Origin of the sequence: Nonomuraea sp. NPDC050786, from assembly GCF_040654115.1 — a bacterium.
GTDB lineage: Bacteria > Actinomycetota > Actinomycetes > Streptosporangiales > Streptosporangiaceae > Nonomuraea.
Genome location: NZ_JBFAHJ010000024.1, coordinates 90,600 through 111,587 on the forward strand (window position 1 = coordinate 90,600; position 20,988 = coordinate 111,587).

The 20,988-nt window shown below is 68.4% G+C and carries 22 protein-coding genes and 1 tRNA gene; 12 read left to right on the top strand and 11 right to left on the bottom strand.

Annotation, left to right across the window (positions count from 1 at the left end; translation table 11 throughout):
* Nucleotides 1–13: 13 nt before the first annotated feature.
* The 5 genes from AB0H84_RS35275 to AB0H84_RS35295 form a co-directional block, all read right to left on the bottom strand.
* Entirely contained in the window at nucleotides 14–337 is a 324-nt protein-coding gene (locus AB0H84_RS35275) for a rhodanese-like domain-containing protein (RefSeq protein ID WP_357614185.1), read from the bottom strand.
* A complete protein-coding gene (locus AB0H84_RS35280; RefSeq protein ID WP_357614470.1) occupies nucleotides 334–723 on the bottom strand; it encodes a helix-turn-helix domain-containing protein in 390 nt (129 codons plus the stop codon). The genes AB0H84_RS35275 and AB0H84_RS35280 overlap by 4 nt, the downstream gene beginning before the upstream one ends.
* A 105-nt stretch (nucleotides 724–828) precedes the next feature.
* Entirely contained in the window at nucleotides 829–1,707 is an 879-nt protein-coding gene (locus AB0H84_RS35285) for a DNA-formamidopyrimidine glycosylase family protein (protein ID WP_357614188.1), read from the bottom strand.
* 18 nt (nucleotides 1,708–1,725) lie between these two features.
* Nucleotides 1,726–2,331 carry a TenA family protein gene (locus AB0H84_RS35290; RefSeq protein WP_357614191.1) on the bottom strand — a complete coding sequence of 202 codons (606 nt, stop codon included), beginning with the start codon at nucleotides 2,329–2,331 and terminating at the stop codon, nucleotides 1,726–1,728.
* 17 nt (nucleotides 2,332–2,348) lie between these two features.
* Nucleotides 2,349–3,395, bottom strand: coding sequence for an LCP family protein (locus AB0H84_RS35295; protein WP_357614194.1), 1,047 nt, complete (start codon nucleotides 3,393–3,395; stop codon nucleotides 2,349–2,351).
* Nucleotides 3,396–3,835: 440 nt separating this feature from the next.
* Between AB0H84_RS35295 and AB0H84_RS35300 the strand changes: the two genes are divergently transcribed.
* Together AB0H84_RS35300 and AB0H84_RS35305 are read left to right on the top strand one after the other, a co-directional pair.
* Nucleotides 3,836–5,185 carry a hemolysin family protein gene (locus tag AB0H84_RS35300; RefSeq protein WP_357614197.1) on the top strand — a complete coding sequence of 450 codons (1,350 nt, stop codon included), beginning with the start codon at nucleotides 3,836–3,838 and terminating at the stop codon, nucleotides 5,183–5,185.
* Nucleotides 5,182–6,195: a hemolysin family protein gene (locus AB0H84_RS35305; protein ID WP_357614200.1), complete on the top strand. Its 1,014-nt coding sequence runs from the start codon at nucleotides 5,182–5,184 to the stop codon at nucleotides 6,193–6,195. The genes AB0H84_RS35300 and AB0H84_RS35305 overlap by 4 nt, the downstream gene beginning before the upstream one ends.
* A 254-nt stretch (nucleotides 6,196–6,449) precedes the next feature.
* Here AB0H84_RS35305 and AB0H84_RS35310 read toward each other — a convergent pair.
* Nucleotides 6,450–6,532, bottom strand: a tRNA-Leu gene (locus tag AB0H84_RS35310).
* Nucleotides 6,533–6,732: 200 nt separating this feature from the next.
* Here AB0H84_RS35310 and AB0H84_RS35315 point away from each other — a divergent pair.
* The 7 genes from AB0H84_RS35315 to pknB all read left to right on the top strand — a co-directional run bounded on the left by AB0H84_RS35315 (nucleotide 6,733) and on the right by pknB (nucleotide 15,458).
* Entirely contained in the window at nucleotides 6,733–7,473 is a 741-nt protein-coding gene (locus tag AB0H84_RS35315) for a DUF3662 and FHA domain-containing protein (RefSeq protein ID WP_091081864.1), read from the top strand.
* A gap of 17 nt (nucleotides 7,474–7,490) precedes the next feature.
* Complete coding sequence (locus tag AB0H84_RS35320; protein ID WP_344999426.1) at nucleotides 7,491–7,958, top strand: FHA domain-containing protein; 468 nt, start codon at nucleotides 7,491–7,493, stop codon at nucleotides 7,956–7,958.
* A complete protein-coding gene (locus AB0H84_RS35325; RefSeq protein ID WP_357614202.1) occupies nucleotides 7,955–9,262 on the top strand; it encodes a Stp1/IreP family PP2C-type Ser/Thr phosphatase in 1,308 nt (435 codons plus the stop codon). Before AB0H84_RS35320 ends, AB0H84_RS35325 begins: the two co-directional genes overlap by 4 nt.
* Nucleotides 9,263–10,681, top strand: a complete 1,419-nt coding sequence (locus AB0H84_RS35330) for an FtsW/RodA/SpoVE family cell cycle protein (protein ID WP_357614205.1) — start codon at nucleotides 9,263–9,265, stop codon at nucleotides 10,679–10,681.
* Nucleotides 10,678–12,138, top strand: a complete 1,461-nt coding sequence (locus tag AB0H84_RS35335; RefSeq protein ID WP_357614208.1) for a penicillin-binding protein 2 — start codon at nucleotides 10,678–10,680, stop codon at nucleotides 12,136–12,138. The genes AB0H84_RS35330 and AB0H84_RS35335 overlap by 4 nt, the downstream gene beginning before the upstream one ends.
* Before the next feature lie 21 nt (nucleotides 12,139–12,159).
* Nucleotides 12,160–13,512, top strand: coding sequence for a serine/threonine-protein kinase (locus AB0H84_RS35340; RefSeq protein WP_357614211.1), 1,353 nt, complete (start codon nucleotides 12,160–12,162; stop codon nucleotides 13,510–13,512).
* An 83-nt stretch (nucleotides 13,513–13,595) separates the two neighbouring features.
* Complete coding sequence (pknB, locus tag AB0H84_RS35345) at nucleotides 13,596–15,458, top strand: Stk1 family PASTA domain-containing Ser/Thr kinase (protein WP_357614214.1); 1,863 nt, start codon at nucleotides 13,596–13,598, stop codon at nucleotides 15,456–15,458.
* A 155-nt stretch (nucleotides 15,459–15,613) separates the two neighbouring features.
* On the opposite strand, the gene AB0H84_RS35350 is transcribed toward pknB, so the two are convergent.
* Genes AB0H84_RS35350 through AB0H84_RS35360 form a run of 3 tightly spaced genes read right to left on the bottom strand, consistent with a single transcriptional unit; the run spans nucleotide 15,614 to nucleotide 16,969 of the window.
* Complete coding sequence (locus AB0H84_RS35350) at nucleotides 15,614–16,186, bottom strand: gamma-glutamyl-gamma-aminobutyrate hydrolase family protein (protein WP_357614216.1); 573 nt, start codon at nucleotides 16,184–16,186, stop codon at nucleotides 15,614–15,616.
* Entirely contained in the window at nucleotides 16,183–16,341 is a 159-nt protein-coding gene (locus tag AB0H84_RS35355) for a hypothetical protein (RefSeq protein WP_357614218.1), read from the bottom strand. The genes AB0H84_RS35350 and AB0H84_RS35355 overlap by 4 nt, the downstream gene beginning before the upstream one ends.
* Before the next feature lies 1 nt (nucleotide 16,342).
* Nucleotides 16,343–16,969: a class E sortase gene (locus AB0H84_RS35360; protein WP_357614221.1), complete on the bottom strand. Its 627-nt coding sequence runs from the start codon at nucleotides 16,967–16,969 to the stop codon at nucleotides 16,343–16,345.
* A 142-nt stretch (nucleotides 16,970–17,111) separates the two neighbouring features.
* Here AB0H84_RS35360 and AB0H84_RS35365 point away from each other — a divergent pair, with 142 nt between their 5' ends.
* The gene (locus AB0H84_RS35365; protein ID WP_357614224.1) at nucleotides 17,112–17,357 is read left to right on the top strand and encodes a cell division protein CrgA; all 246 of its coding nucleotides are present in this window, start codon (nucleotides 17,112–17,114) and stop codon (nucleotides 17,355–17,357) included.
* Nucleotides 17,358–17,391: 34 nt separating this feature from the next.
* Here the strand turns inward: AB0H84_RS35365 and AB0H84_RS35370 are convergent, their stop codons facing one another.
* Nucleotides 17,392–18,279 (bottom strand): rhomboid family intramembrane serine protease, encoded by an 888-nt coding sequence (locus tag AB0H84_RS35370; RefSeq protein WP_357614227.1) that lies wholly within the window; start codon nucleotides 18,277–18,279, stop codon nucleotides 17,392–17,394.
* A 324-nt stretch (nucleotides 18,280–18,603) separates the two neighbouring features.
* Complete coding sequence (locus AB0H84_RS35375) at nucleotides 18,604–19,140, bottom strand: peptidylprolyl isomerase (protein ID WP_357614230.1); 537 nt, start codon at nucleotides 19,138–19,140, stop codon at nucleotides 18,604–18,606.
* A 153-nt stretch (nucleotides 19,141–19,293) separates the two neighbouring features.
* On the opposite strand from AB0H84_RS35375, the gene AB0H84_RS35380 reads away from it, so the two are divergent.
* Together AB0H84_RS35380 and AB0H84_RS35385 are read left to right on the top strand one after the other, a co-directional pair.
* Nucleotides 19,294–19,794: a YtxH domain-containing protein gene (locus AB0H84_RS35380; protein ID WP_357614232.1), complete on the top strand. Its 501-nt coding sequence runs from the start codon at nucleotides 19,294–19,296 to the stop codon at nucleotides 19,792–19,794.
* 117 nt (nucleotides 19,795–19,911) lie between these two features.
* The gene (locus AB0H84_RS35385; RefSeq protein ID WP_357614235.1) at nucleotides 19,912–20,988 is read left to right on the top strand and encodes a hypothetical protein; all 1,077 of its coding nucleotides are present in this window, start codon (nucleotides 19,912–19,914) and stop codon (nucleotides 20,986–20,988) included.

Here is a 20,988-nt window from a genome sequence, read left to right on the forward strand (position 1 = left end):
CTTTTGTAGCTTTTTACGCCACGAAGGGCGTTTGCCCGGTCTCGCTCACCATCGGACGGCGCGCGTACTCCCACGACTGCATGCCGCCACCGACGTTGACCGCGTCGCGCCCGAGCTGGTTGAGCCAGGCCGCCACCTGCAGGGACCGGCCGCCCACCCGGCAGACGACGTAGACCGTGCGGTCGCCGGGCACCTCGTCCACCCGCCCTTGGATCTGGGTCATGGGGATGTGGACGGCCTCTGGCGCGTGCCCGGCGACCCACTCGTCCTGCTCTCGGACGTCGAGCAGGTAGGCGTCGTCGGGAACTGCGCTGGCCTCGATCTCAGGTACGGTCATGCTTCCATCATCTCGCGCCTCGCGTCGTAGGCGGCACGCGCGGCGGCGATCTCCTGCTGGTGCTCCTCCGTCCAGGTGACCAGCGTCTTGATGGTCTGGTGGAGCGTGCGGCCGAGCGGCGTCAGCGCGTAGTCGACCCTGGGCGGCACGACGGGGTGGACCGTGCGGGTGACCAGGCCGTCGCGCTCCAACTGGCGCAGGGTCACGCTGAGCATGCGCTGGCTGACGCCGTCGATCTCGCGGCGGAGCTGGGTGAAGCGCAGGCTCTGGCAGTCGAGCAGCGCGATCACCAGCAGCGACCACTTGTCCGCGATGCGGTCGAGTATCTGACGGACCTCGCAGTCCTCCCGCGTGTCCCACTGGCGGACGTCGTAGTCGTCTTCCATGGCGCTGTCGCAGTGACCGGGTGATTCCACGGTGCCCATGCTCGCCGAAAACATGCCCCGGTTACAAGAGAGAACCGACCCGCCGAGCGATAACCGGAGCGCGGCTCATTTCAGCAGGCGGGACAGGCGCCGGTCGGCGAGCGGCTTGCCGCCGGTCTGGCAGGTGGGGCAGTACTGCAGGGACGAGTCGGCGAAGGACACCTCGCGGATCGTGTCGCCGCACACGTCGCACGGCTGGCCCGTCCGGTTGTGGACGCGCAGCCCGGACTTCTTCTCCGCCTTGAGGTCCTTGGCCGCCAGCCCGTGCGCCCGCTCCACCGCCTCGCTCAACATGGTGACGATGGCCTCGTGCAGGTCGGCGATCTGCGCGTCGGTCAACGACGCCGCGATCTTGAACGGGGACATTCTGGCCGCGTGCAGCACCTCGTCCGAGTACGCGTTGCCGATGCCCGCGATGATCTTCTGGTCGCGCAGCAGCCCCTTGATCTGGGTGCGGTTGCCGCTCACGATGCGCTTGAGCGCGTCGACGGTGAAGGACTCGCGGAGAGGGTCGGGGCCGAGGGAGGCGATGCCGGGGACGTCTTCCGGATTTTTCGTGACATAGACGGCGAGGCGCTTCTGCGTCCCCGCCTCCGTCAGCTCGAACCCGGGCGCCGGCCCCTCCTCGTCGGGCGCCAGCCGGACCCGTACCGCGAGCGGCCCCTTGCCGGGGCGCACCGGCTTCGCGCCCGAGAGGTCGTCGCGCCAGCGCAGCCACCCCGCCCTGGCCAGGTGGATGACCAGGTGGAGGCCGTCACAGTCGAGGTCGAGGAACTTGCCGTGCCGCGACACGCCGGTGACGGACAGCCCGCCGAGCGCGGTCACGGGCGGGTCGAACGTCTTGAGCGCCTGGATGGCCACGACGTCGACCCCCAGGACCGTACGTCCCACGGCCCGCTCGCGCAGGAAGTGGGTGAGAGACTCCACTTCAGGAAGTTCCGGCATGCCACCAGCGTACGGCGGCTAGGGGACGTTCCAGAAGGCCAGCTCGTGGGCCATCCCCTCGGCGAACAGCGCCTCCGCCCGCGCCGGGTCCGGCTCCGCCTCGTCGATCATCTGCGCGATCCGCACGGTCAGCGCCTCGAACCCCGGATCCGCGTACGTGTCCACCCAAGCCCGATATCTCGGCTCATCAGGCGGATTCTCCGCCAATATCCGCCCAAGGCTCGAATATCCCCACATACACGGATAAAGCGCCGCCAGCCCCTCCCCGTACGACGCCGCGGACTCCAGCAGGAACGCCGTGTACGCCGCGCACGCCGGCCCCTTCACCGCCCCCTCCAGATCCGCCCCGAACTCCGCCGACAGCGACCTGTGCAGGCTCAGCTCGTCGTGGTACGTGGTGTGCGCCAGGTCCACCAGGTCGCCCAGGTGCCCGGCGGGAGCCTGCCAGGCCAGCCGGGCGAAGACCCGTACGTAGTCGAGCAGGAACAGGTAGTCCTGCTCCAGCCACGACCTGAACACCGGCTCGGGCAGGTCGCCCCGCCCGATGCCGGCCACGGTGGGATGCTCCAGCTGCGCCTGGAGCATCGGACGGCCGATGCTGTGCAGTTTCTCCGAGATGGCCATGGCCGGCAGGTTAGTGCTCAGTTGCTGTCGATGATGTTCTGGGGAACCGGCTTGTCGCTCTTGAGAGCGTCGAAGAGGGCCAGGGCCTTGGTGCGGTCCCACTTGACCGCCGTGCCGCCGCTCGGGACGGTCTCGTTCCCGCCGAACGGCACCACCGTCGTCACCGGGCTGTCGCCCATCGCCAGCCCCAGCGACAGCATGTCGAAGGCCCCCGTCCCCGAGTCGACGGCGACCGCGTCGGTGGCGCTCATGGCCAGCGGGATCGAGGTGAACGGGTTGATCAGCACCCCAGGACTGGCCGCCTTCTTCACGACCGCGCCCAGGAACTGCCGCTGCCGCTTGGTCCGCTCGAAGTCGGGCAGCGCGCCGCCCTTGCGGGTTCGCACGTATCCCAGGGCCTGGGCGCCGTTGAGCACCTGGGTGCCCTTCTTCAGCTTGAGTCCCGCCTTCGGGTCGTCCACGGCGGCCCGTACGTTGATCTCGACCCCGCCGATGGCGTCCACGATGTTCACGAACCCGGCGAACCCGATCTCCATGTAGTGGTCGATGTGCACGCCGGTGACCGACTCGACGGTGCGGACCAGCAGCTGCGGCCCGCCGTTGTAGGCGGCGTTGAGCTTGTCGCGCCCCTTGCCGGGGATGGTGACCGCCGAGTCGCGCGGCAGGCTCACCAGCGTCGGCTTGTCGCCGGTGTCGGGAATGTGCAGCAGCATCATGGAGTCCGTACGCTGCCCGACGGCCCTGCCGGTGGCCAGCTTCTTCCGCTCCGCGGCCGACAGGCCCTTGCGGCTGTCGGAGCCGACGAGCAGCCAGTTGGTGCCCGGAGTGTCGGCGATGCGGCCCTGGTAGTCGTCGAGCACGCCCTCGATGCCGGTGATCCGGGAGTTGATCCAGAAGAACAGGCCCACGGCCGCGACGAGCAGGACGACCAGCAGCCCGGCCACGATCTTCAGAATGGTCTTGCCGGAGAGCCGGATGCGCGGCCGCGCGGGACCGGCCGGCTCACCGCCCTTCGAGCGCAGCGGCCGGACCGGACTGTTACCGGCACGGGCCTTGCCGTACACGCGCCCACCCTTGGGCGGCGCATCCGAAGGGGGTCCCTGTGGAACTGCCGGAAGCTTGTGCGTCGGCGCGCCCGGCCCGCCGAACGGGCTCTCATGGGCCGGCGCACCCCCTGAACGCACCAGCCCGTCATTGGGCTTCGGTGGCAGCGGGCGGCCGTCGCCTGGTGACCGCATGGCCCGCGTCCGGTCGTCCTCAGACACTTTGCCCTCTTCCTTCGGTTGTCATAAACGCTACGTCGAACCCCGCGTCAGTGAAGACTCTCGGCCAAGGTTTTCCCACGTAAAAGTACGCGGAACCAGCGATGAGTCACTTCGGAAACATAGACGCCAACCGCATCGTTACGGTTATGGACGACCTCTATCGAAAGGAAGATCGTGTCCGCTCCGGACCCGTGGAGTCTTCGCCCGTGCTCTGGCACGGGTTCCTCTGAGGGCTCACCATGGTGAGCGCTTATCTGGGCCTCCTGGCCCTCTTTCTCCTCACGGCGGCGACCGGTTACTTCGTCGCCCAGGAGTTCGCCTTCGTAGCCGCGGACCGCGCACTTCTGCGCGAGCAGGCCGCGGCGGGCGACCAAGCCGCCGACAAGGCGCTCCAGGTCACTTCCCGCCTCTCCTTCATGCTCTCGGGCGCCCAGCTCGGCATCACCGTCACGGCGCTGCTGGTCGGCTTCCTGGCCGAGCCGGCCATCGCCACGATCGTACGGCCGTGGCTGGCGGACGCCGGGATGCCCGACACCGTGATCACCGGCCTCTCGGTCGCCATCGGCGTCTTCGTGGCGACCGTCGTCCAGATGGTCCTGGGCGAGCTCGCCCCCAAGAACCTCGGCATAGCCAGGCCGGAGCCGGTGGCCAAGTTCCTGGCGAGCTCGACGCTGGTCTACCTGGCCGTGGTGGGACCCCTGGTCAAGCTCTTCGACTCCGCGGCGACCGGTCTGCTCCGGCGCGTGGGCATCGAGCCGGTCGAGGAGGTCGAGCACGGCGCGACGCCGGAGGAGCTCTCCCGCATCATCGAGGAGTCGACGAGGGCCGGCGAACTGCCGCCGAGACTCTCCGACCTCCTGGAAAGGGCTCTGGAGTTCGGCGACAGGACCGCGGAGGAGATCATGGTCCCCCGCCCCCGCGTAGTGGTGCTCCGCGCCGACCAGCCGATCAGCGACCTCATCGAGATCATGCGCAGCTGCGGCCACTCCCGCTATCCGGTCCTCAACGAGGACGGCGACGTGGCGGGCGTGACAGGCGTACGCGAGCTCCTCTCCTCGGGCCTCGAGGAGGGCGAGATCGCGGAAATCTCCCGGCCGGCCCTGCTCATCCCCGACTCGGTGCCGATCCCGGCGGTCCTGGACAAGATGCGCGCGGCCAAGGACGACATCGCCTGCGTCATCGACGAGTACGGCGGCCTGGCCGGCGTCATCACGGTGGAGGACCTGGCGGAGGAGCTGGTCGGCGAGCTGGTCGACGAGAACGACCCGGAGCCGGTCGGCGCGGTCGAGCGGCCGGACGGCGTCTGGGAGGTGCCCGGCACCCTACGACTGGACGAGGTCGAACGCGCCACAGGCGTGGCACTTCCGGAGAGCGACGACTACGACACGCTCGCGGGCCTGATCCTCGCGAAGCTCGGAAGGATGCCCGACGAGGGCGACACAGTGACGGTCCCGATCGAGCAGGACCCCGACCCGTTCGCGGAAGACGAACAGGAACACCTGGCAGAGCTGACAGTGATCTCCCTCAACCGCAGGGTGCCCGAATGGGTCCGCCTGTCCCCGGTCAAGCACGCGGAGGCGGCCCGATGACCCTGCTCATCCTCAGCCTGGCACTGCTGGCCTTCAACGCGCTCTTCGTGGCCGCGGAGTTCGCCTTCGTCTCCTCGAGGCGCCACCGCCTGGAGGAGATAGCCTCCCGCAACAACAACCGCCTGATCAGACTGACGGCAAGATCGGCGATCGGCGGCGGCAAACAACTCTCCCTCATGCTCGCCGGCGCCCAACTGGGCATCACCCTCTGCACCCTGGGCCTGGGCCAGGTAACGGAGCCGGCCATAGAACACGCCCTGGAGCCCGTCTTCGCCGCCGTAGGCGTCCCAGAGTCCCTGCGCCTCCCCATAGCCCTCACCATCGCCCTGGCCCTGGTGACCTTCCTCCACATGGTGGTAGGCGAAATGGCCCCCAAGTCCTGGGCCCTGACCCACCCGGAGCGCTCGGCCCTCCTCCTGACCCTCCCGTTCCGAGCCTTCACGTGGCTGATGCGCCCCCTCCTGTCAGCCCTGAACGGCCTGACGAACGCCATCCTCCGCCTGTTCGGAGTAAAGCCCCGCAACGAACTCGCAACCACAAGAACCCCCCGCCAACTCGCCATGCTGGTAGGCGAGTCCGGCAGAATGGGACTCCTGGACAGAGAGGAGCACGACCTCCTCACCAGAGCCCTGAGACTCGACGACGAGGGCATAGAACGCCTGATGGTTCCCATAGACCAGGCGGCAATGGTCCCCCCATCGGCAGACACCACAACAATCAAGGACTCGGCAGCCAAGAGCGGCCACCTCCGCCTCCTGGTAGGCACCCCAGGCAACGTAAGAGGCGCCCTACACGCCCGAGACGCTCTCCTGCAGCCGTCAAGCACCGCAGCAGACCTCTCCCGCCCCCTACCAAAACTCCCCTGCGTGACCCAGGTCCCAGAAGCGGTAACGGCCCTCCAGGAGGCCAGAGCCCACCTCGCCCTGGTCACAAATCAACCAGGCGAAGTGATCGGAATGGTCAGCCTCACCGACCTCTTGGGCGAACTCCTGGACACCAAAGCAGCATAATGTGACCTAAATCACAAGGGCGTGCCTCCAAAAAAAGGCACGCCCATCACAGGTTCTTTGACGCCACCCCTTGCGATGCACCAAACCCGCCCACAAGGATGGAGGGCCCGGGAGGGAGACCTCCCGGACGGGGGGCCTGGGGGAACTCCCCCAGAAAACGCTGGGGGTCCGGGGGTTATCCCCCGGGAGAAATGACGAGGGGGCTCGAGGGAGCAAACCACCAGGTTTGCGACCAGGAGCCCCCAGCCAACGAGTGGGCGAGGAGGGATTTGAACCCTCACGTCCTTTCGGACACACGGACCTGAACCGTGCGCGTCTGCCGTTCCGCCACCCGCCCTTGTGGGTGCGGAAAGAACACTAGCACGGAACAGCCAGTGGTACTGAACCCGGATACGATCGCATAAGACACGGGAGCGGAGGAGCTGGGCGCGACAGCCGACGAGCGCCAGGGACACCGTGACGTGGGAACGAGCGGAAACCGGGCGCCATACGCGCCTGGGGGCCGCGATCATATGCACGGAGGAAGGGAGGTACCCGGTGGGAGTCCTTCAGCGCTTCGAGCGAAGGCTCGAAGGCTTGGTTGAGGGGGCCTTTGCGCGGGCGTTCAAATCTGACCTTCAGCCGGTCGAGGTCGCCAGCGCGGTTCAGCGGGAGATGGATGAGCGTGCGGCGATCGTCGCTCAAGGTCGCACGCTCGTACCCAACGACTTCGTGGTTGAGCTGTCCACGACCGACAGCGAGCGGCTTGAGGTCTACGCCGACAGCATCAGCCACGAGCTGGCCAACCTCGCCAGGGAGTACGCCAAGGAGCAGGGCTACTCCTTTGTGGGACCGGTCCGGGTCCGCTTCGAGACCGCCGGCGACCTGGCTGTGGGGCTGTTCCGCATCAGGTCCGGCGTCATCCGCGGTGCGACGGTCGAGCAGGACGAGATTCGCCAGCCGGCGAGCGACCTGCCTCCGTCGAGGCCGAACGCGTTCAACGGGCGGCCGAGGCTGCTCGTCTCCACCCAGGACGACCCGCAGGGCGACCGTTCCTACGAGCTCACCACTCCGGTGACCTTGCTCGGCAGGGGCACCGACTGCGATCTTCGTCTGGTCGATCCGGGCGTCTCGCGACACCATGCGGAGTTGCGGGTAGAGGGCCAGACGGTGGCCCTCGTCGACCTCGGGTCCACCAACGGCACTTTCGTCAACGGCCAGCCGGTACGCAGGATCGAGCTCCAGAACGGCACGCGAGTGACGTTGGGGCGCACGACCCTGGTGTTCCGGCGCGATTAGGGGTAGACAAACGGTCCATGTCCGAGCTCACGCTGCTGCTGATCCGGCTCGCTTTCCTGGCGGTGCTGTGGTTCTTCGTCATTGCCGCAGTCGGCGTGATCCGGACTGACTTGTTCGGTTCACGCACGGCTCCCGCGGGCCCACGTAACGTGAAACCCGCCAAACCCGTGGCGAAGCCCAAAAGCAAAAAGGGCGAGCCACGCCAGCTCATCGTTACGGGTGGCCCGCTGCAAGGCACCACCATTAACCTCACGGAGACGCCCATCACCATTGGCCGGGCCAATGACGCCACGCTGGTAGTCACGGACGACTACGCTTCCAGCCGGCACGCCCGGCTCTTCCCCCAGGACGGTCAGTGGATCGTGGAAGATCTCGGTTCGACCAACGGCACGTATCTCGACCGCTCGAAAGTCACCCGCCCGACCCCGGTGCCGCTCGGTGTTCCGATCCGCGTCGGCAAGACAGTCATTGAATTGCGCAAATGACCATCGCACTCCGCTACGCCGCCCGCTCGGACGTCGGCCTCCTCCGCGAAGGGAACGAGGACTCGGCGTACGCTAGCGGCCGCCTGCTCGCCGTCGCAGACGGCATGGGCGGGCACGCACACGGCGAGGTGGCGAGCTCAGTCGCCATCGCCGCCATGGCCTCTCTGGAAGAGGCCCAACAGGGGGGTGACCTGCTCAACACCATCGAGGCAGCGGTACGCGACGCCAACCGCAGGCTGCACGAAATGGTGGGGCGGGATCCCAGCCTCAAAGGCATGGGCACGACTCTCACGGCCATGCTCTGGCACGGCACCCAGGTCGCCCTGGTGCATGTGGGCGACTCGCGCGCCTACCTGCTCCGGCGCGGGGAGCTCTACCAGATCACCCATGACCACACGCTGGTGCAGCAGCTCGTCGACGACGGGCGCATCACGCCGGAAGAGGCCGCCACGCATCCGCAGCGCTCGATCCTGCTGCGCGCGCTCGACGGCAGCGGCGAGGTCGATCCCGACCTCACGCTCCGCGAGGCGCAGGTGGGCGACCGCTACCTGCTCTGCTCCGACGGCCTGTCGGGCGTGGTGAGCGCGGAGACGCTGCACGCCACGCTCACCAACATCGACGATCCCGAAGAGGTCGTGCGCCAGCTCATCGACCTCGCCAACCGGGGTGGCGGGCCGGACAACATCACCTGCGTGCTGGCCGACGTGCTGGAGCTCACCGATGGGCAGCAGGCGGCCACCGAGGCCGCCGTTGTCGGGGCCGCGGGCATGAACCGGCTGCACGGCAGCCCGCAGGAGACCCAGCCGGGGCGAGCCGGCGCGGTGACCGCACCCCAGCCGGTGTTCACCGATGACGACTTCGATGAGCCGGTCGCCGAGGCGCCCCGGCGCAAGCGTCGTCGTCTGTGGCCCGTGCTGGTCACCGTGCTCGGCGTAGGGGTGGTCGCCGTCAGTGTCGGCGGCTACTTCGGATACCAGTGGACCCAGGACCAGTTCTTCGTCGGCGCTAGGGGCGACGAAGTGGTCGTTTTTCAAGGGGTCAAGAGGGAGCTGGGGCCGTTCCAGCTCTTCCAGGTCTCCAAGGCCACGGGCCGACAGCTCTCCCAGCTGTCCGAGGCCGACCAGGCGCTGATCAGGAGTGGCATCCCGGTCACCAACGTCGACGAAGGCATGACGAGGATCAATGCTTTGAAGTTCTCCGCAGACCAGAAGAGCGCGGACCAGAAGAGCAGCGACACCCCCTCCACGACCGCCGGCTCGTCGCCCACGCCATCCGCGAGCGCGACCAAGACGAAGCAACGGTAAATGAGCGAAGTCGCACCCTCCCCCGTCCCGATGCCGGCCAAGCGCCGCTTGGCCCAGCTCGTCATGCTGGCCCTCGCGGTGGCCATCATCATGGGCGCCTACGCCAACGTGGGCCTGGCGGTCGACGGCAAGATCCCCGCCGGCATGCTGGCGTACGGCCTGGGCCTGGGCGGTCTGATGCTGGCCGCCTATCTCGTCCTGGCCAAGTTCGCCCCCTGGGCCGATCCGCTGATCCTGCCGCTGGTGACCCTGATCAACGGCCTCGGCCTGGTGACGATCTACCGGCTCGAGGCCTCCGGGATGCGCGGCGCGTCCGCCGCCAGCCAGATCATGTGGACCGGTCTCGGCGTCGTCATGTTCTCGATCACCCTGATCGTGCTGCGCGACCACCGGATGCTCCAGCGGCTGACCTACACCGCGGGCGCCGTCGGCCTGGTGCTGCTCGCCATCCCCGCGGTGCTGCCCGGCAGCCTCAGCGAGGTGCAGGGCGCCAAGATCTGGATCCGCATCGGCGGCTTCTCCATCCAGCCCGGCGAGTTCGCCAAGCTGGCGCTGGTCGTCTTCTTCGCCGGCTATCTGGTGGCCAAGCGCGACGTGCTGGCCCTGGCCGGGCGGCGGCTGCTCTTCATCGACCTGCCCAGGGCCAGGGACCTCGGCCCGGTCCTCGTCACCTGGGGCTTCAGCCTGCTGGTGCTGGTCTTCGAGAAGGACCTGGGCACCTCGCTGCTGATCTTCGGCACGTTCATCGCGATGCTCTACATCGCGACCCAGCGCACGTCGTGGGTGCTGATCGGCATCCTGCTCTTCGTCGGCGGCGCCTTCGTCGCCGGGCAGATCTTCGACCACGTGGGCGCCCGCTTCGACGTCTGGCTCGACCCCACCAACGAGGTCTACTACGGCAACGCCGACGTCTGCCAGCAGGGCGGCGCGGGCGACCCGATGTGCGGCAAGAGCTTCCAGACCATGCAGGGCCTGTTCGGGTTCGGCGCGGGCGGCATCCTGGGCACGGGGCTCGGCCAGGGGCACCCCTACCTGATCCCGCTGTCCTTCTCCGACTTCATCTTCGCCGCGACCGGCGAGGAGCTGGGCCTGACCGGCCTGATGGCGCTGCTCATGATGTACGCCCTGCTGGTCCAGCGCGGCCTGCGCACCTCGCTCGCGGCCCGCGACCCGTTCTCCAAGATCCTGGCGGGCGGCCTGTCGTTCATCCTGGCCTGGCAGGTCTTCATCATCGTCGGCGGTGTGACGAACCTCATCCCCCTGACCGGCCTGGTCACCCCGTTCATGTCCCAGGGTGGCTCGGCATTGCTGGCTAACTGGATCCTTATCGCGCTATTGGTACGCATGTCGGACGCGGCACGGCGGCCCCCGCCCCAGGCGATCCAGAACGAAGGACTGACACAGGTGTTCCAGCGATGAACGGCACTCTGAAGCGCATCGCCGTGGCCTGTCTGGCCATGTTCGCGCTCCTGATGATCAACGTGAACTACCTGCAGGCCGTCAAGGCTGAGGACTTCCGCACGGACGCTCGCAACACCCGCAACTTCTACGAGCGCTACGCCATCGAGCGCGGGCGCATCACCGCGGGCGGCAAGGTGCTCGCACAGTCGGTCGAGACCAAGAGCGACGAGTTCCGGTTCATCAGGGAGTACCCGGAGGCCAGGCTCTACGCGCACGTCACCGGCTTCTTCTCGCCCGAGAGCGAGAGCGCGATCGAGAAGTCCGAGAACCAGCTGCTCGACGGCTCCAGCGCCGACCTGCTGCTGCGGCGGAGCATCGACCTGTTCACCGGCGAGCCGGCCAAGGGCGCCAACGTCGATCTGACGATCAACCCCAAGGCGCAGAAGGCGGCCTACGACGCGCTGCGCCAGAGCGGCAAGCGCGGCGCCCTCATCGCGCTCGACCCGAAGACCGGCGGGATCCTCGCGATGGTCTCGCTGCCGACCTACGACCCCACCGAGCTCTCCGGCACCGACAAGACCAAGGTCTTCCCGCGCTACGACGAGCTGGCCAAGGAGAAGGGCCAGCCGCTGCTCAACCGTACGATCGACCAGACGTACCCGCCGGGGTCGACGTTCAAGGTGGTGACCGCGGCGGCCTACCTCGAGGACGACTCCTCGCGCGGGCCGCAGACGACCGTGGACGCGCCGCAGCGGCTGCCCCTGCCCAACACGAGCATCAGCCTGCCCAACTACGGCGGCACGGCCTGCGGCTCCGGCTCGGTCACGCTGACGTACGCGCTGGAGAAGTCCTGCAACACGCCGTTCGGCAAGATCGGCATGGAGCTGGGCTTCGACAAGATGAAGGAGCAGACCGAGAAGTTCGGCATGGGCCAGCCGCTCGCCGTGCCGATGGCGGTGGCCCAGAGCGACTTCGGCAAGGACTACGACAAGGCCGCCCTGGCGATGGCCTCCATCGGCCAGAACAGCAACCGGATGACGCCGCTGCAGATGGCCATGATCGCCGCGGGCATCGCCAACGACGGCAAGGTGATGAAGCCGTACCTGGTCAACAAGATCACCGACGCCAAGGGCGACACGGTCGACCAGGCCGACCCGCAAGAGCTCTCGGAAGCCGTCAGCTCCGAGACGGCGGGCAAGCTGCGTGAGATGATGGTGAGCGTCGTTCAGAACGGCACCGCCAACCTGGCGCAGATCCCAGGCGTCCAAGTAGCGGGTAAGACGGGCACCGCGGAGACTGCCGACGGCCAGCCGCCGCACGCCTGGTTCATCTCCTTCGCGCCTGCCCAGGACCCGAAGGTGGCCCTCGCGGTCATCGTCGAGTCCGGTGCGGCCAACGTCGGCGCGGAGGCGACCGGCGGCCACACCGCCGCGCCGATCGCAAAGGCCGTGCTGGAGGCGGTGCTGAACAAATGAGTGACGGTAACCTGCTGGGTCATGCGGCTCCGTAACCGCTACCTCCTGCTCTCCCGCATCGCCACAGGCGGTATGGGAGAGGTGTGGCGTGCCCGTGACGAGCTGCTCGGGCGTGAGGTGGCGGTGAAGATCCTGCGTAGCCACATCTACGCGGACCCCACTTTCCGCGAGCGGTTCAGGAACGAGGCGCGCCTGACCGCGGCCCTGGCCGACCCGGGAGTGGCGCAGATCTTCGACTACGGCGAGCAGAGCGATCTGGCCTATCTCGTGATGGAGCTGGTGCACGGCGAGCCGCTCTCGGCCATCCTGGCCCGCAACGGCGCCATCGGGCCCGAGGTGACGCTCGACGTGGTCCACCAGACGGCCAAGGCGCTGCACGTGGCGCACTCCGCCGGGATCATCCACCGCGACATCAAGCCGGGCAACCTGCTGGTCACCTCCGAGGGTGCCATCAAGGTCACGGACTTCGGCATCGCCAGGGCACTGGAGGCCGCGCCGGTCACGCAGACGGGCACCGTGCTGGGCACCGCCCAGTACGTCAGCCCCGAGCAGGCCCAGGGGTTCCCGCTCACGCCCGCGACCGACCTCTACTCGCTGGGCGTGGTGGCCTACGAGTGCCTGGCCGGGCGCACGCCGTTCCAGGGCGAGAGCCAGGTGGCGATCGCGCTGCAGCACCTCAACGAGCTGCCGCCGCCGCTCGGCGTGGACGTGCCCGCGCCGGTGCGCGACCTCGTCATGGCGCTGCTGGCCAAGGACCCCGCGCGGCGCCCCGCCACGGCGATGGAGGCGGCCGACCGGGCGTACGTGCTGCGCGAGTCGCTGGCCGGCGCCGCGCCGGTCGCCGACCTCAGCATGCTCACCGACCCGGGCGGCTTCCGCGTACGCGAGGCCGCGCTGGAGGACGAGCAGGAGACCGACCACCTCGACCAGGCCACCACGCTGCAGGAGCCGGCCGGGGGAAGGCGTCCCAAGAGGGCGCTCGCCCTGGTGGCCGCCGCCGGCTGCGCGGCCGCGGTGGGGCTCACCGCCATCACGCTCGGCGGCAGCCCGCCCGCCGAGACGGCGACGCCCGAGGTGGCCGAGCCGAGCAGGTCGGCCGTACGCACGTCGGAGCAGCCGTCGCCCACGCCGAAGAAGAAACACACCAGGCGCCCCCCTGTGGTTCCGGTGAAGTCGCCGAGGCCTATACCCTCGCGGTCAGCTACGGTAAGCAAGTCAGCAACTCCCACAAAGAAGCCGACACCGAAACCGACCCCGACCACCCGAACCCCGACACCCACACCCACCCCGACGCCCACCACGACACAGAGAACTCCGACACCCACCGCCTCGCCGGACCCGGGTGCTACAAACCCGCCCAAGGAGGAGACGTGATGCGCTATGGGGTCGATGATGGACACCGGCGGCCCCCCGAGCAGGCCGGTACCCAAGATGAACGGTAAGGGACAGTGCAGGAAATGACTCAGCCTCGGCTACTCGGAGGTCGCTACGAGCTCGACGGTGTCGTCGGGCGCGGCGGCATGGCCGAGGTGTATCGTGCCCGAGACATCCGGCTGGACCGCATAGTCGCGATCAAGACCCTCCGGTCCGACCTGGCGCGTGACCACACCTTCCAGGCCCGGTTCCGCCGCGAGGCCCAGTCCGCGGCGTCGCTGAACCATCCGGCCGTGGTCGCGGTCTACGACACCGGCGAGGACGTCACCGATGGCGCACCCGTGCCGTACATCGTGATGGAGTACGTCGACGGCCGGACGCTGCGCGACCTGCTGCGCCAGGACAAGCGGCTGCTGCCGGAGCGCGCGGTCGAGCTGGTCGACGGCATCCTGCGGGCGCTCGACTACAGCCACCGTGGCGGCATCGTCCACCGCGACATCAAGCCGGCCAACGTGATGATCACGCGGGCGGGCGACGTCAAGGTGATGGACTTCGGCATCGCGCGTGCGATGGCCGACTCCGCGGCCACGATGACGCAGACGGCCCAGGTGATCGGCACGGCTCAATACCTGTCGCCTGAGCAGGCGCGGGGCGAGCGGGTCGACGCGCGCAGCGACATCTACTCCACCGGCTGCGTGCTCTACGAGCTGCTGACCGGGCAGCCGCCGTTCACCGGCGACTCCCCTGTCGCGATCGCCTACCAGCACGTACGCGAGGAGCCGATCCCGCCGTCGCAGATCGACCGCGACATCCCCCAGTGGGCCGACGCGATCGTGCTCAAGGCCATGGCCAAGGACCCGGCCCACCGCTACCAGAGCGCGGGCGAGATGCGGGCCGACATCCAGCGGGCGATGTCCGGGATGCCGACCGACGCCCAGACGATGGCGATGACCGCCAACCACAACGTCCAGGGCACGCGGATGATGACCGCGACCCAGGCGGCGCAGGGCCCGGCCACGCAGCGCACCACCGCGGTCCCCCCGTACGAGTACGGCGACGGTGACGGCGGCGGACGCGGCGGGCGGCGCCGGGCGAGCGGCGGAGGCGGCAACAACGCCGTCAAGACCGCGCTCTGGATCGTCATCCCGCTGCTGATCATCGGCGCCTTCATCACGGTCGGCTACATGGTGTTCGGTTCGAAGGGCACGCCGACCGACACCCAGATCGCGATCCCGTCCCTGGTCAGCCAGGAGAAGGACTACGCGAAGAAGCAGCTGGAGGATCTCCAGTTCAAGGTCGAAGTCGTCCAAGAGAACAGCGACGACGTCGACAAGGGCAGCGTAATCAAGACCGATCCGCCCGAGGGCACCAAGGTCGACAAGGGCTCCAACGTCAAGCTTGTCATCTCCAAGGGCCCGGCCAAGATCAAGGTGCCCGACGGCCTCATCGGCATGTCCCAGGAAGACGCCATGAAGGCGCTGGAGGACGCCGGGCTGCGCGGCACGGTCAAGACCAAGAACTCCTCCAAGAAGCAGGGCACGGTCATCGAGACCGACCCCAAGGCCGGCGAGGAAGTCGACAAGGACAGCATCGTCACCCTCTACGTGCCCAAGGAGCTCGGCGAGGTGCCCAGCGTGATCGGGCTCACCGTCAAGGACGCGTCCGACCAACTCAGGGCTGCCGGCTTCAAGCCCAGGGTCTCGGAGCAGCCGAGCGACCAGCCCGAGGGTACGGTCATCCAGCAGAACCCGGGTGAGGGCGCCAAGTACACGGCGGGCACGACGGTGACGATCGTGGTCTCCACCGGTCCCGAGCTGAACTCGGAGCAGCCGCCCACCAACGAGCAGCCGACGGAGCAGCCCACGGAGGAGCAGACGGACACCCCGTCCGAGGACGAGCAGCAGACCGAGGACAACCCGCTCGGCGACGACGGGCTCGGAGGCTGATCAAGGCAGCGAAAAGGGCCGCCCGGTTTCCCGGGCGGCCCTTTTCTTCGTCTTCCCGGGGGGCTTCTGTCGCCTGCGCGCACACAAAACGCCCCCGCCGCTCGGGGGCAACGGCGGGGACGCTCATTTGGTAGTCGCTCGGCGGAAGACGTTCGTTACACGATCCGGCGCAGCCAATTCTGGAGCAGCCGGTGGCCGTGCTCCGACAGCACGGACTCGGGGTGGAACTGGATGCCCTCGATGGGCGCCTCGCGGTGGCGCAGGCCCATGATGACGCCGTCCTCGGTGCGGGCGGTCACGTCGAGCACCTGGGGGACGGTCCCGGGCAGCACGGCGAGCGAGTGGTAGCGGGTCATCCGCACGGGCGAGGGCAGCGTCTCGAACACGCCCTTGCCGTCGTGGGCCACGGCACTGGTCATGCCGTGCACGAGCTCGGGCGCGCGGGAGACGGTGGCGCCGTACGCGACGGCGATGGCCTGGTGGCCGAGGCAGACGCCGAGCAGCGGCCGGCCGCTCTCGGCCGCGTGACGGACCAGGGGCACGCTCACGCCGGCCGCCTCGGGGGTGCCGGGGCCGGGGCTGATGAGGACGCCGTCGAAGCCGTCGGCGTCGCTCACGCGTACGTCGTCGCGCGGGCGAACGTCGCAGTCGGCACCCAGCTCGCGCAGATACTGCACGATGGTGTGGACGAAGCTGTCGTGGTTGTCCACAACCAGCACACGGCTCATTTCCTTACGTTCACCTCGTCAAGCGTCACCATGGGCTCGAGCAGCGGGAAGACGACCTCCCACAGTACGGCCACCGTGACAGCGACCAGCACGGCGGCCGTCAGCATCTTGACCCACGCGGTGCCGGGCAGCTTGCGCCAGAGCCAGGCGTACATGTCACTCCTCCCTCGGCTCGATGTCCTTGAGCACCCCGTGCACGATGTAGCGCTGGGCGGCCGAGTATTCGGGGTGGCAGGTGGACAGCGTGATGAAGGCCCGGATCGGCCGGATGTCGGGCTTGCCGGGCACAGGGGCGAACTCGTCGATCTCGGTGGGCTCGACGACGTCGTGCGAGGTCACCCGGTACGTGTAGCGGGCCTCGCGGGACTCCACGACGATCTCGTCGTCGCGTTCGAGCTGGTCGATCTCGTTGAACGGGGCCGCGTACGTGGTGCGGTGCCCCGCCAGCGCGAAGTTCCCGACCTGGCCGGGCATGGCGCTGCCGGGATAGTGCCCGGGACCCTTCTTCAGGTCCTCGGTCTCCACGCCCTCGACCACGGCGTACGAGTAGTGCGGGCCAAGCTTGGGGATGCGCAGCAGAGCGAGGGCCGAGCCCGGCACGGGCTTGTCCGGCTTCTTCGCCCCTGGTCTGCCCTGCTTCGTCACCGCCAGTTCGTGTTGGAGCCGTTCCTGCTCTCGCTCGGTGTACACGCCGGTGCCCCAGAGCAGGTAGGCACAGAACAACATCAGGATCAGGCCCGCGGTGATGCTCGTCTCCCCCATGGCCCGGAGCATGGTCCGCATTCGACGAGTTTATTCCGGCGAGATGCGACGGCCCGGGATCGCCATGTCCCGCGCGTGGCGACTATCCTGGGGACCTTCAACTACGCTTAACGCCAGAGCCTGCGGACGATCCGGATGCCCAGGCCCTCAGCAGGAGTTACCAGTGCCCAAGTCCAAGGCTCGCAAGAAGGCGGTCTACACGCCGCCGCAGAGAACGCAGCAGGTCAAGGTCAGCCCGCGCTGGCTGGCGCCCACGATGGTGGTGGCGTGGATCATCGGCATCCTGTGGATCGCCGTCTACTACGTCGCACCGACGACGCCCTTCTTCAAAGACCTCCAGAACTGGAACCTGCTGATCGGGTTTGTTTTCATCGTCTTCGGTGTAGTGCTTTCCACCCGCTGGCGTTAGTTCTTTCCACAGTCTTTTCCACAGGCTGGGGAAGTCAGCTCACGCTGGCGATGATGGCCGAGGTCCGCACCATCACGAGCACGGCCAGCACCGCCAGCGTCCCCACGATGGCCAGCACGTGCCAGAGGGCTCTGTTGCGCGTGGGGGCGTAGGCCAGGGCCGCCGCCAGCAGCGTCCCGGTGATCAGGCCGCCGACGTGACCGGTCCAGCTGATGCGCAGACCGGAGATCGCGGGCAGCACGAACGTGATGGCGAGGTTGAGCCCGATGATCAGGGTGATGCCTCGCACGTCCAGATTGAGCCTGCGGCCCACCACGAAGACGGCGCCGAACATGCCGAAGACGGCCCCCGAGGCGCCGACCGTGGCCGTGGTCAGCGGGTCGAGCCAGAGGCTGAGCACCGAGCCGCCCAGCGCGCTGAGCAGGTAGACGGCCGCGTAACGGAGATGGCCGAAGGCTCGTTCGAGGTACGGGCCGATCACGAAGATGGCCCAGCCGTTGAAGAGCAGGTGGAGCGGGTTGCCGCTGTCGTGCACCAGGGCGACGGTGACCAGGCGGTAATACTCGCCGTTGACCACTCCCGGTGTCCACATCGCCAGTGCGGCGCCGAGCGCGTTGCCCGTCAGCAGCTGGCCGCCGAAGACCAACGCGGTGATGGCCAGGATCGCGTACGTCACGATCGGCGTGCGTACGACGCTGCCGCCGAAGGTGGATCTGGCCTGGCGGATGGCCGCGTTGCCCTCGGCCACGCACTCCGGGCACTGGAAGCCCACGGAGGCGTCGCGCATGCAGTCGGGGCAGATGGGGCGCTCGCAGCGCTGGCAGCGCACCCAGGTCTCCTTGTCCGGGTGCCGGTAGCACGTGGGCACCGCCTCAGCGGGCTGCTCGGGCTGCTGTGGCGGGCTGGGCGGCTGGCTGGTCATAACCGGAAGCCTATGACCTACGCTCCCTGCCTGCGTCCCACCGGCCAGCCCGCCGCCCCAGGCTCGCCACCCGCCCCACGCCGCCCCTCCAGGGCTGCTTCGCCCGCCCAGCCCGAGCCGGCCGTCCGGCACTGCCTGCCCGGCGCTGCCTGCCCGGCGCTGCCTGCCCGGCGCTGCCCGCCCGGCACTGTCGCATGCGGGAGCCGCGGCGGCAGGCGAGCGTGCGGGGTCCGGGCGGGAGTGGGGGACGGTGGGCGGGCAGGGCCGGGCGGAGCCTGGGTGGAGGGGTGGGTCCAGGCTCCGGGCCGAGCAGGCGCGTTCAGGTCAGGACTGGACGCGGTCGATGGTGACCGACTCCAGGACGACGTCCTCCACCGGTCGGTCGCGGCGGTCGGTGCTGGTCTTGGCGATGGCGTCCACGACGTCCTGGCCCTCGACCACCTCGCCGAAGATGGTGTGCCGGCCGTTCAGGTGAGGCGTGGGCACGACCGTGATGAAGAACTGCGACCCGTTGGTCCCCTTGCCGAACCGGACGCCCGCGTTGGCCATGGCCAGCAGGTACGGGCGGTTGAAGTAGAGCTCGGGGTGGATCTCGTCGTCGAATTCGTAGCCGGGGCCGCCGATGCCCTGGCCGAGCGGGTCACCGCCCTGGATCATGAAGCCGGAGATGACCCGGTGGAAGATCGTGCCGTCGTAGTAACGGTCGGTGCTCTTGTCACCGGTGCCCGGGTGCGTCCACTCGCGCGTGCCTTCTGCAAGCTCGACGAAGTTACGCACCGTCTTCGGCGCCTTGGTGGGAAAGAGTTCGACCTTGATATCGCCGCGATTGGTCTTCAGATTAGCGATCAGCTTCTCAGCCACGAGACAGCTGCCCCCCTCTGTACAGGGTTGGTTCGTGATGTTTCAGAGCCATGGCCGTTCGGCCATTAGAGCCATCCTCCCACGGCTGTCCAGGATTGAGCCGCCTCGTCCAGGGAAGGTCAGGCTCGGGATCCAACGACAGGGGAGGTTGTCGTGTCCCTGACACTGAAGAGACGCCGCGTGGTCATAGAGGTTCCCGCCACGTGGATGGGCCGCATGAAGGCCCGGGCCGTACGAACCGGCCACCGAATGGCGCCCATGGCGGACCAGGCCAAGATGGCCGCCGCCCAGCGCTTCGAGGACGCCCGTTACTGGGCGGCGCCGCGGCTGGAGTCCGCGGCGCACGGGATCGAGGAGCAGGTCGCTCCCGCGGTCAGCTCGATGCTGACCCGGGCGGCCAGGAGAATCGATCCCAAGCCCACGCGGTCGCGGCGATGGCCCATGCTCATGCTGCTGACCGGTGTGGCGGTGGGGACGATGGGTTACATGTTCTATCGCCGCAACGCTCAGCAGTGGACCGAGCACATGAAGGAATCCGCCTCGGATGCGTCACGCTGGGTCAGCGAGAAGGCGGACAGGACGGCCGAGTCCGCCGACCGGATGGCGACCAATGTGTCGAACAAGGCGGACGAGGCATCGCGCAAGATGTCCTGATTTGCCGCTGCCGGTGCCGCCGGCAAGAGAAGCGCGCCCCCGGATGCGAGTCCGAGGGCGCGCTTCTCTGTTCCGAGCCCGTTGACGCGCCACCAAGCGCTTGTTACAAACCCGGACATGGCCCTCTCCCCGTTGGACGACTACCCCGTCCACCAGACCGCCCAGGTCATGCGGCACGTCGCCACCTCCGATCGCAACTTCTACGACCGCTACTACTTCAACTGCCACCCCGGCACCGACGAGCTCATGCTGATCGTCGGCCTCGGCCAGTACCCCAACCTGGGCGTCACCGACGCCTTCGCCTGCGTACGTCACAGAGACCTGCACCGCGTCGTACGGGCCTCCCGCGAGCTGGGCCCCGACCGGATGAACACCGAGACAGGCCCGTTCCGCGTCGAGGTGCTCGAAGGGCTCAAGCGCCTCAGGGTGGTCCTGGAGCCGAACGAGCACGGCCTCTCCTTCGACCTCCTCTGGGAGGGCACGATCCCCGCGACCCTGGAGCCCCGGCACTTCCTGCGGTGGCAGGAGCGGGTCATGTTCGACTCGGTACGGCTGGCGCAGACAGGGGTCTGGTCCGGAAATATCAGGATCGGCGAGGAGGACATACCGGTCACACCCGACCGCTGGCAGGGCACCAGGGACCGGTCCTGGGGCATCAGGCCGGTCGGCGAGCCCGAGCCGCCCGGCATCCAGGCCAAGAACCCCGGCACGTTCTACTGGCTCTACGCGCCCATGCGCTTCGATGACCACGCCATTCTCTGCATCATCCAGGAGGACGAGCGCGGCCGCCGGGTGCTGGAGGAGGCCGTACGCGTGTGGTCGGACGGGCGCGAGGAGGAGTACCTCGGCAGGCCGGAGTACCGCCCGGTCTACGCCCCCGGCACCCGCGACGTCGTCGAGGCCACGATCACCTTCTCCCCGCCCGGCGGCAAGCCGTTCGACGTGCGCTGCACTCCCCTCCTGCCGGTGCATCTCATGGTCGGCACCGGCTACGGGCTCGAGCCGGACTGGAAGCACGGGATGTACCAGGGCGAGGGGCCCGTCGTGCAGGGCGTGACGTACCGGCTGCCCGACGACGCCGCGAGGATGTGGGGCATGGTGGACGCCGTCGGGCGCTTCGAGTACGACGGGCTCGTCGGCCACGGACTCTACGAGTACTGGGCGCTGGGGCCGCACCCGTCCTTCGCGGAGTGA

Excerpts from the sequence above, each read along its gene's own strand:
- AB0H84_RS35275 (WP_357614185.1), bottom strand. The coding sequence starts at position 337 with ATGACCGTACCTGAGATCGAGGCCAGCGCAGTTCCCGACGACGCCTAC.
- AB0H84_RS35280 (WP_357614470.1), bottom strand. The coding sequence starts at position 723 with ATGGAAGACGACTACGACGTCCGCCAGTGGGACACGCGGGAGGACTGC.
- AB0H84_RS35285 (WP_357614188.1), bottom strand. The coding sequence starts at position 1,707 with ATGCCGGAACTTCCTGAAGTGGAGTCTCTCACCCACTTCCTGCGCGAG.
- AB0H84_RS35290 (WP_357614191.1), bottom strand. The coding sequence starts at position 2,331 with ATGGCCATCTCGGAGAAACTGCACAGCATCGGCCGTCCGATGCTCCAG.
- AB0H84_RS35300 (WP_357614197.1), top strand. The coding sequence starts at position 3,836 with ATGGTGAGCGCTTATCTGGGCCTCCTGGCCCTCTTTCTCCTCACGGCG.
- AB0H84_RS35305 (WP_357614200.1), top strand. The coding sequence starts at position 5,182 with ATGACCCTGCTCATCCTCAGCCTGGCACTGCTGGCCTTCAACGCGCTC.
- AB0H84_RS35320 (WP_344999426.1), top strand. The coding sequence starts at position 7,491 with ATGTCCGAGCTCACGCTGCTGCTGATCCGGCTCGCTTTCCTGGCGGTG.
- AB0H84_RS35325 (WP_357614202.1), top strand. The coding sequence starts at position 7,955 with ATGACCATCGCACTCCGCTACGCCGCCCGCTCGGACGTCGGCCTCCTC.
- AB0H84_RS35330 (WP_357614205.1), top strand. The coding sequence starts at position 9,263 with ATGAGCGAAGTCGCACCCTCCCCCGTCCCGATGCCGGCCAAGCGCCGC.
- AB0H84_RS35335 (WP_357614208.1), top strand. The coding sequence starts at position 10,678 with ATGAACGGCACTCTGAAGCGCATCGCCGTGGCCTGTCTGGCCATGTTC.
- AB0H84_RS35340 (WP_357614211.1), top strand. The coding sequence starts at position 12,160 with ATGCGGCTCCGTAACCGCTACCTCCTGCTCTCCCGCATCGCCACAGGC.
- pknB (WP_357614214.1), top strand. The coding sequence starts at position 13,596 with ATGACTCAGCCTCGGCTACTCGGAGGTCGCTACGAGCTCGACGGTGTC.
- AB0H84_RS35350 (WP_357614216.1), bottom strand. The coding sequence starts at position 16,186 with ATGAGCCGTGTGCTGGTTGTGGACAACCACGACAGCTTCGTCCACACC.
- AB0H84_RS35355 (WP_357614218.1), bottom strand. The coding sequence starts at position 16,341 with ATGTACGCCTGGCTCTGGCGCAAGCTGCCCGGCACCGCGTGGGTCAAG.
- AB0H84_RS35360 (WP_357614221.1), bottom strand. The coding sequence starts at position 16,969 with ATGCGGACCATGCTCCGGGCCATGGGGGAGACGAGCATCACCGCGGGC.
- AB0H84_RS35370 (WP_357614227.1), bottom strand. The coding sequence starts at position 18,279 with ATGACCAGCCAGCCGCCCAGCCCGCCACAGCAGCCCGAGCAGCCCGCT.
- AB0H84_RS35385 (WP_357614235.1), top strand. The coding sequence starts at position 19,912 with ATGGCCCTCTCCCCGTTGGACGACTACCCCGTCCACCAGACCGCCCAG.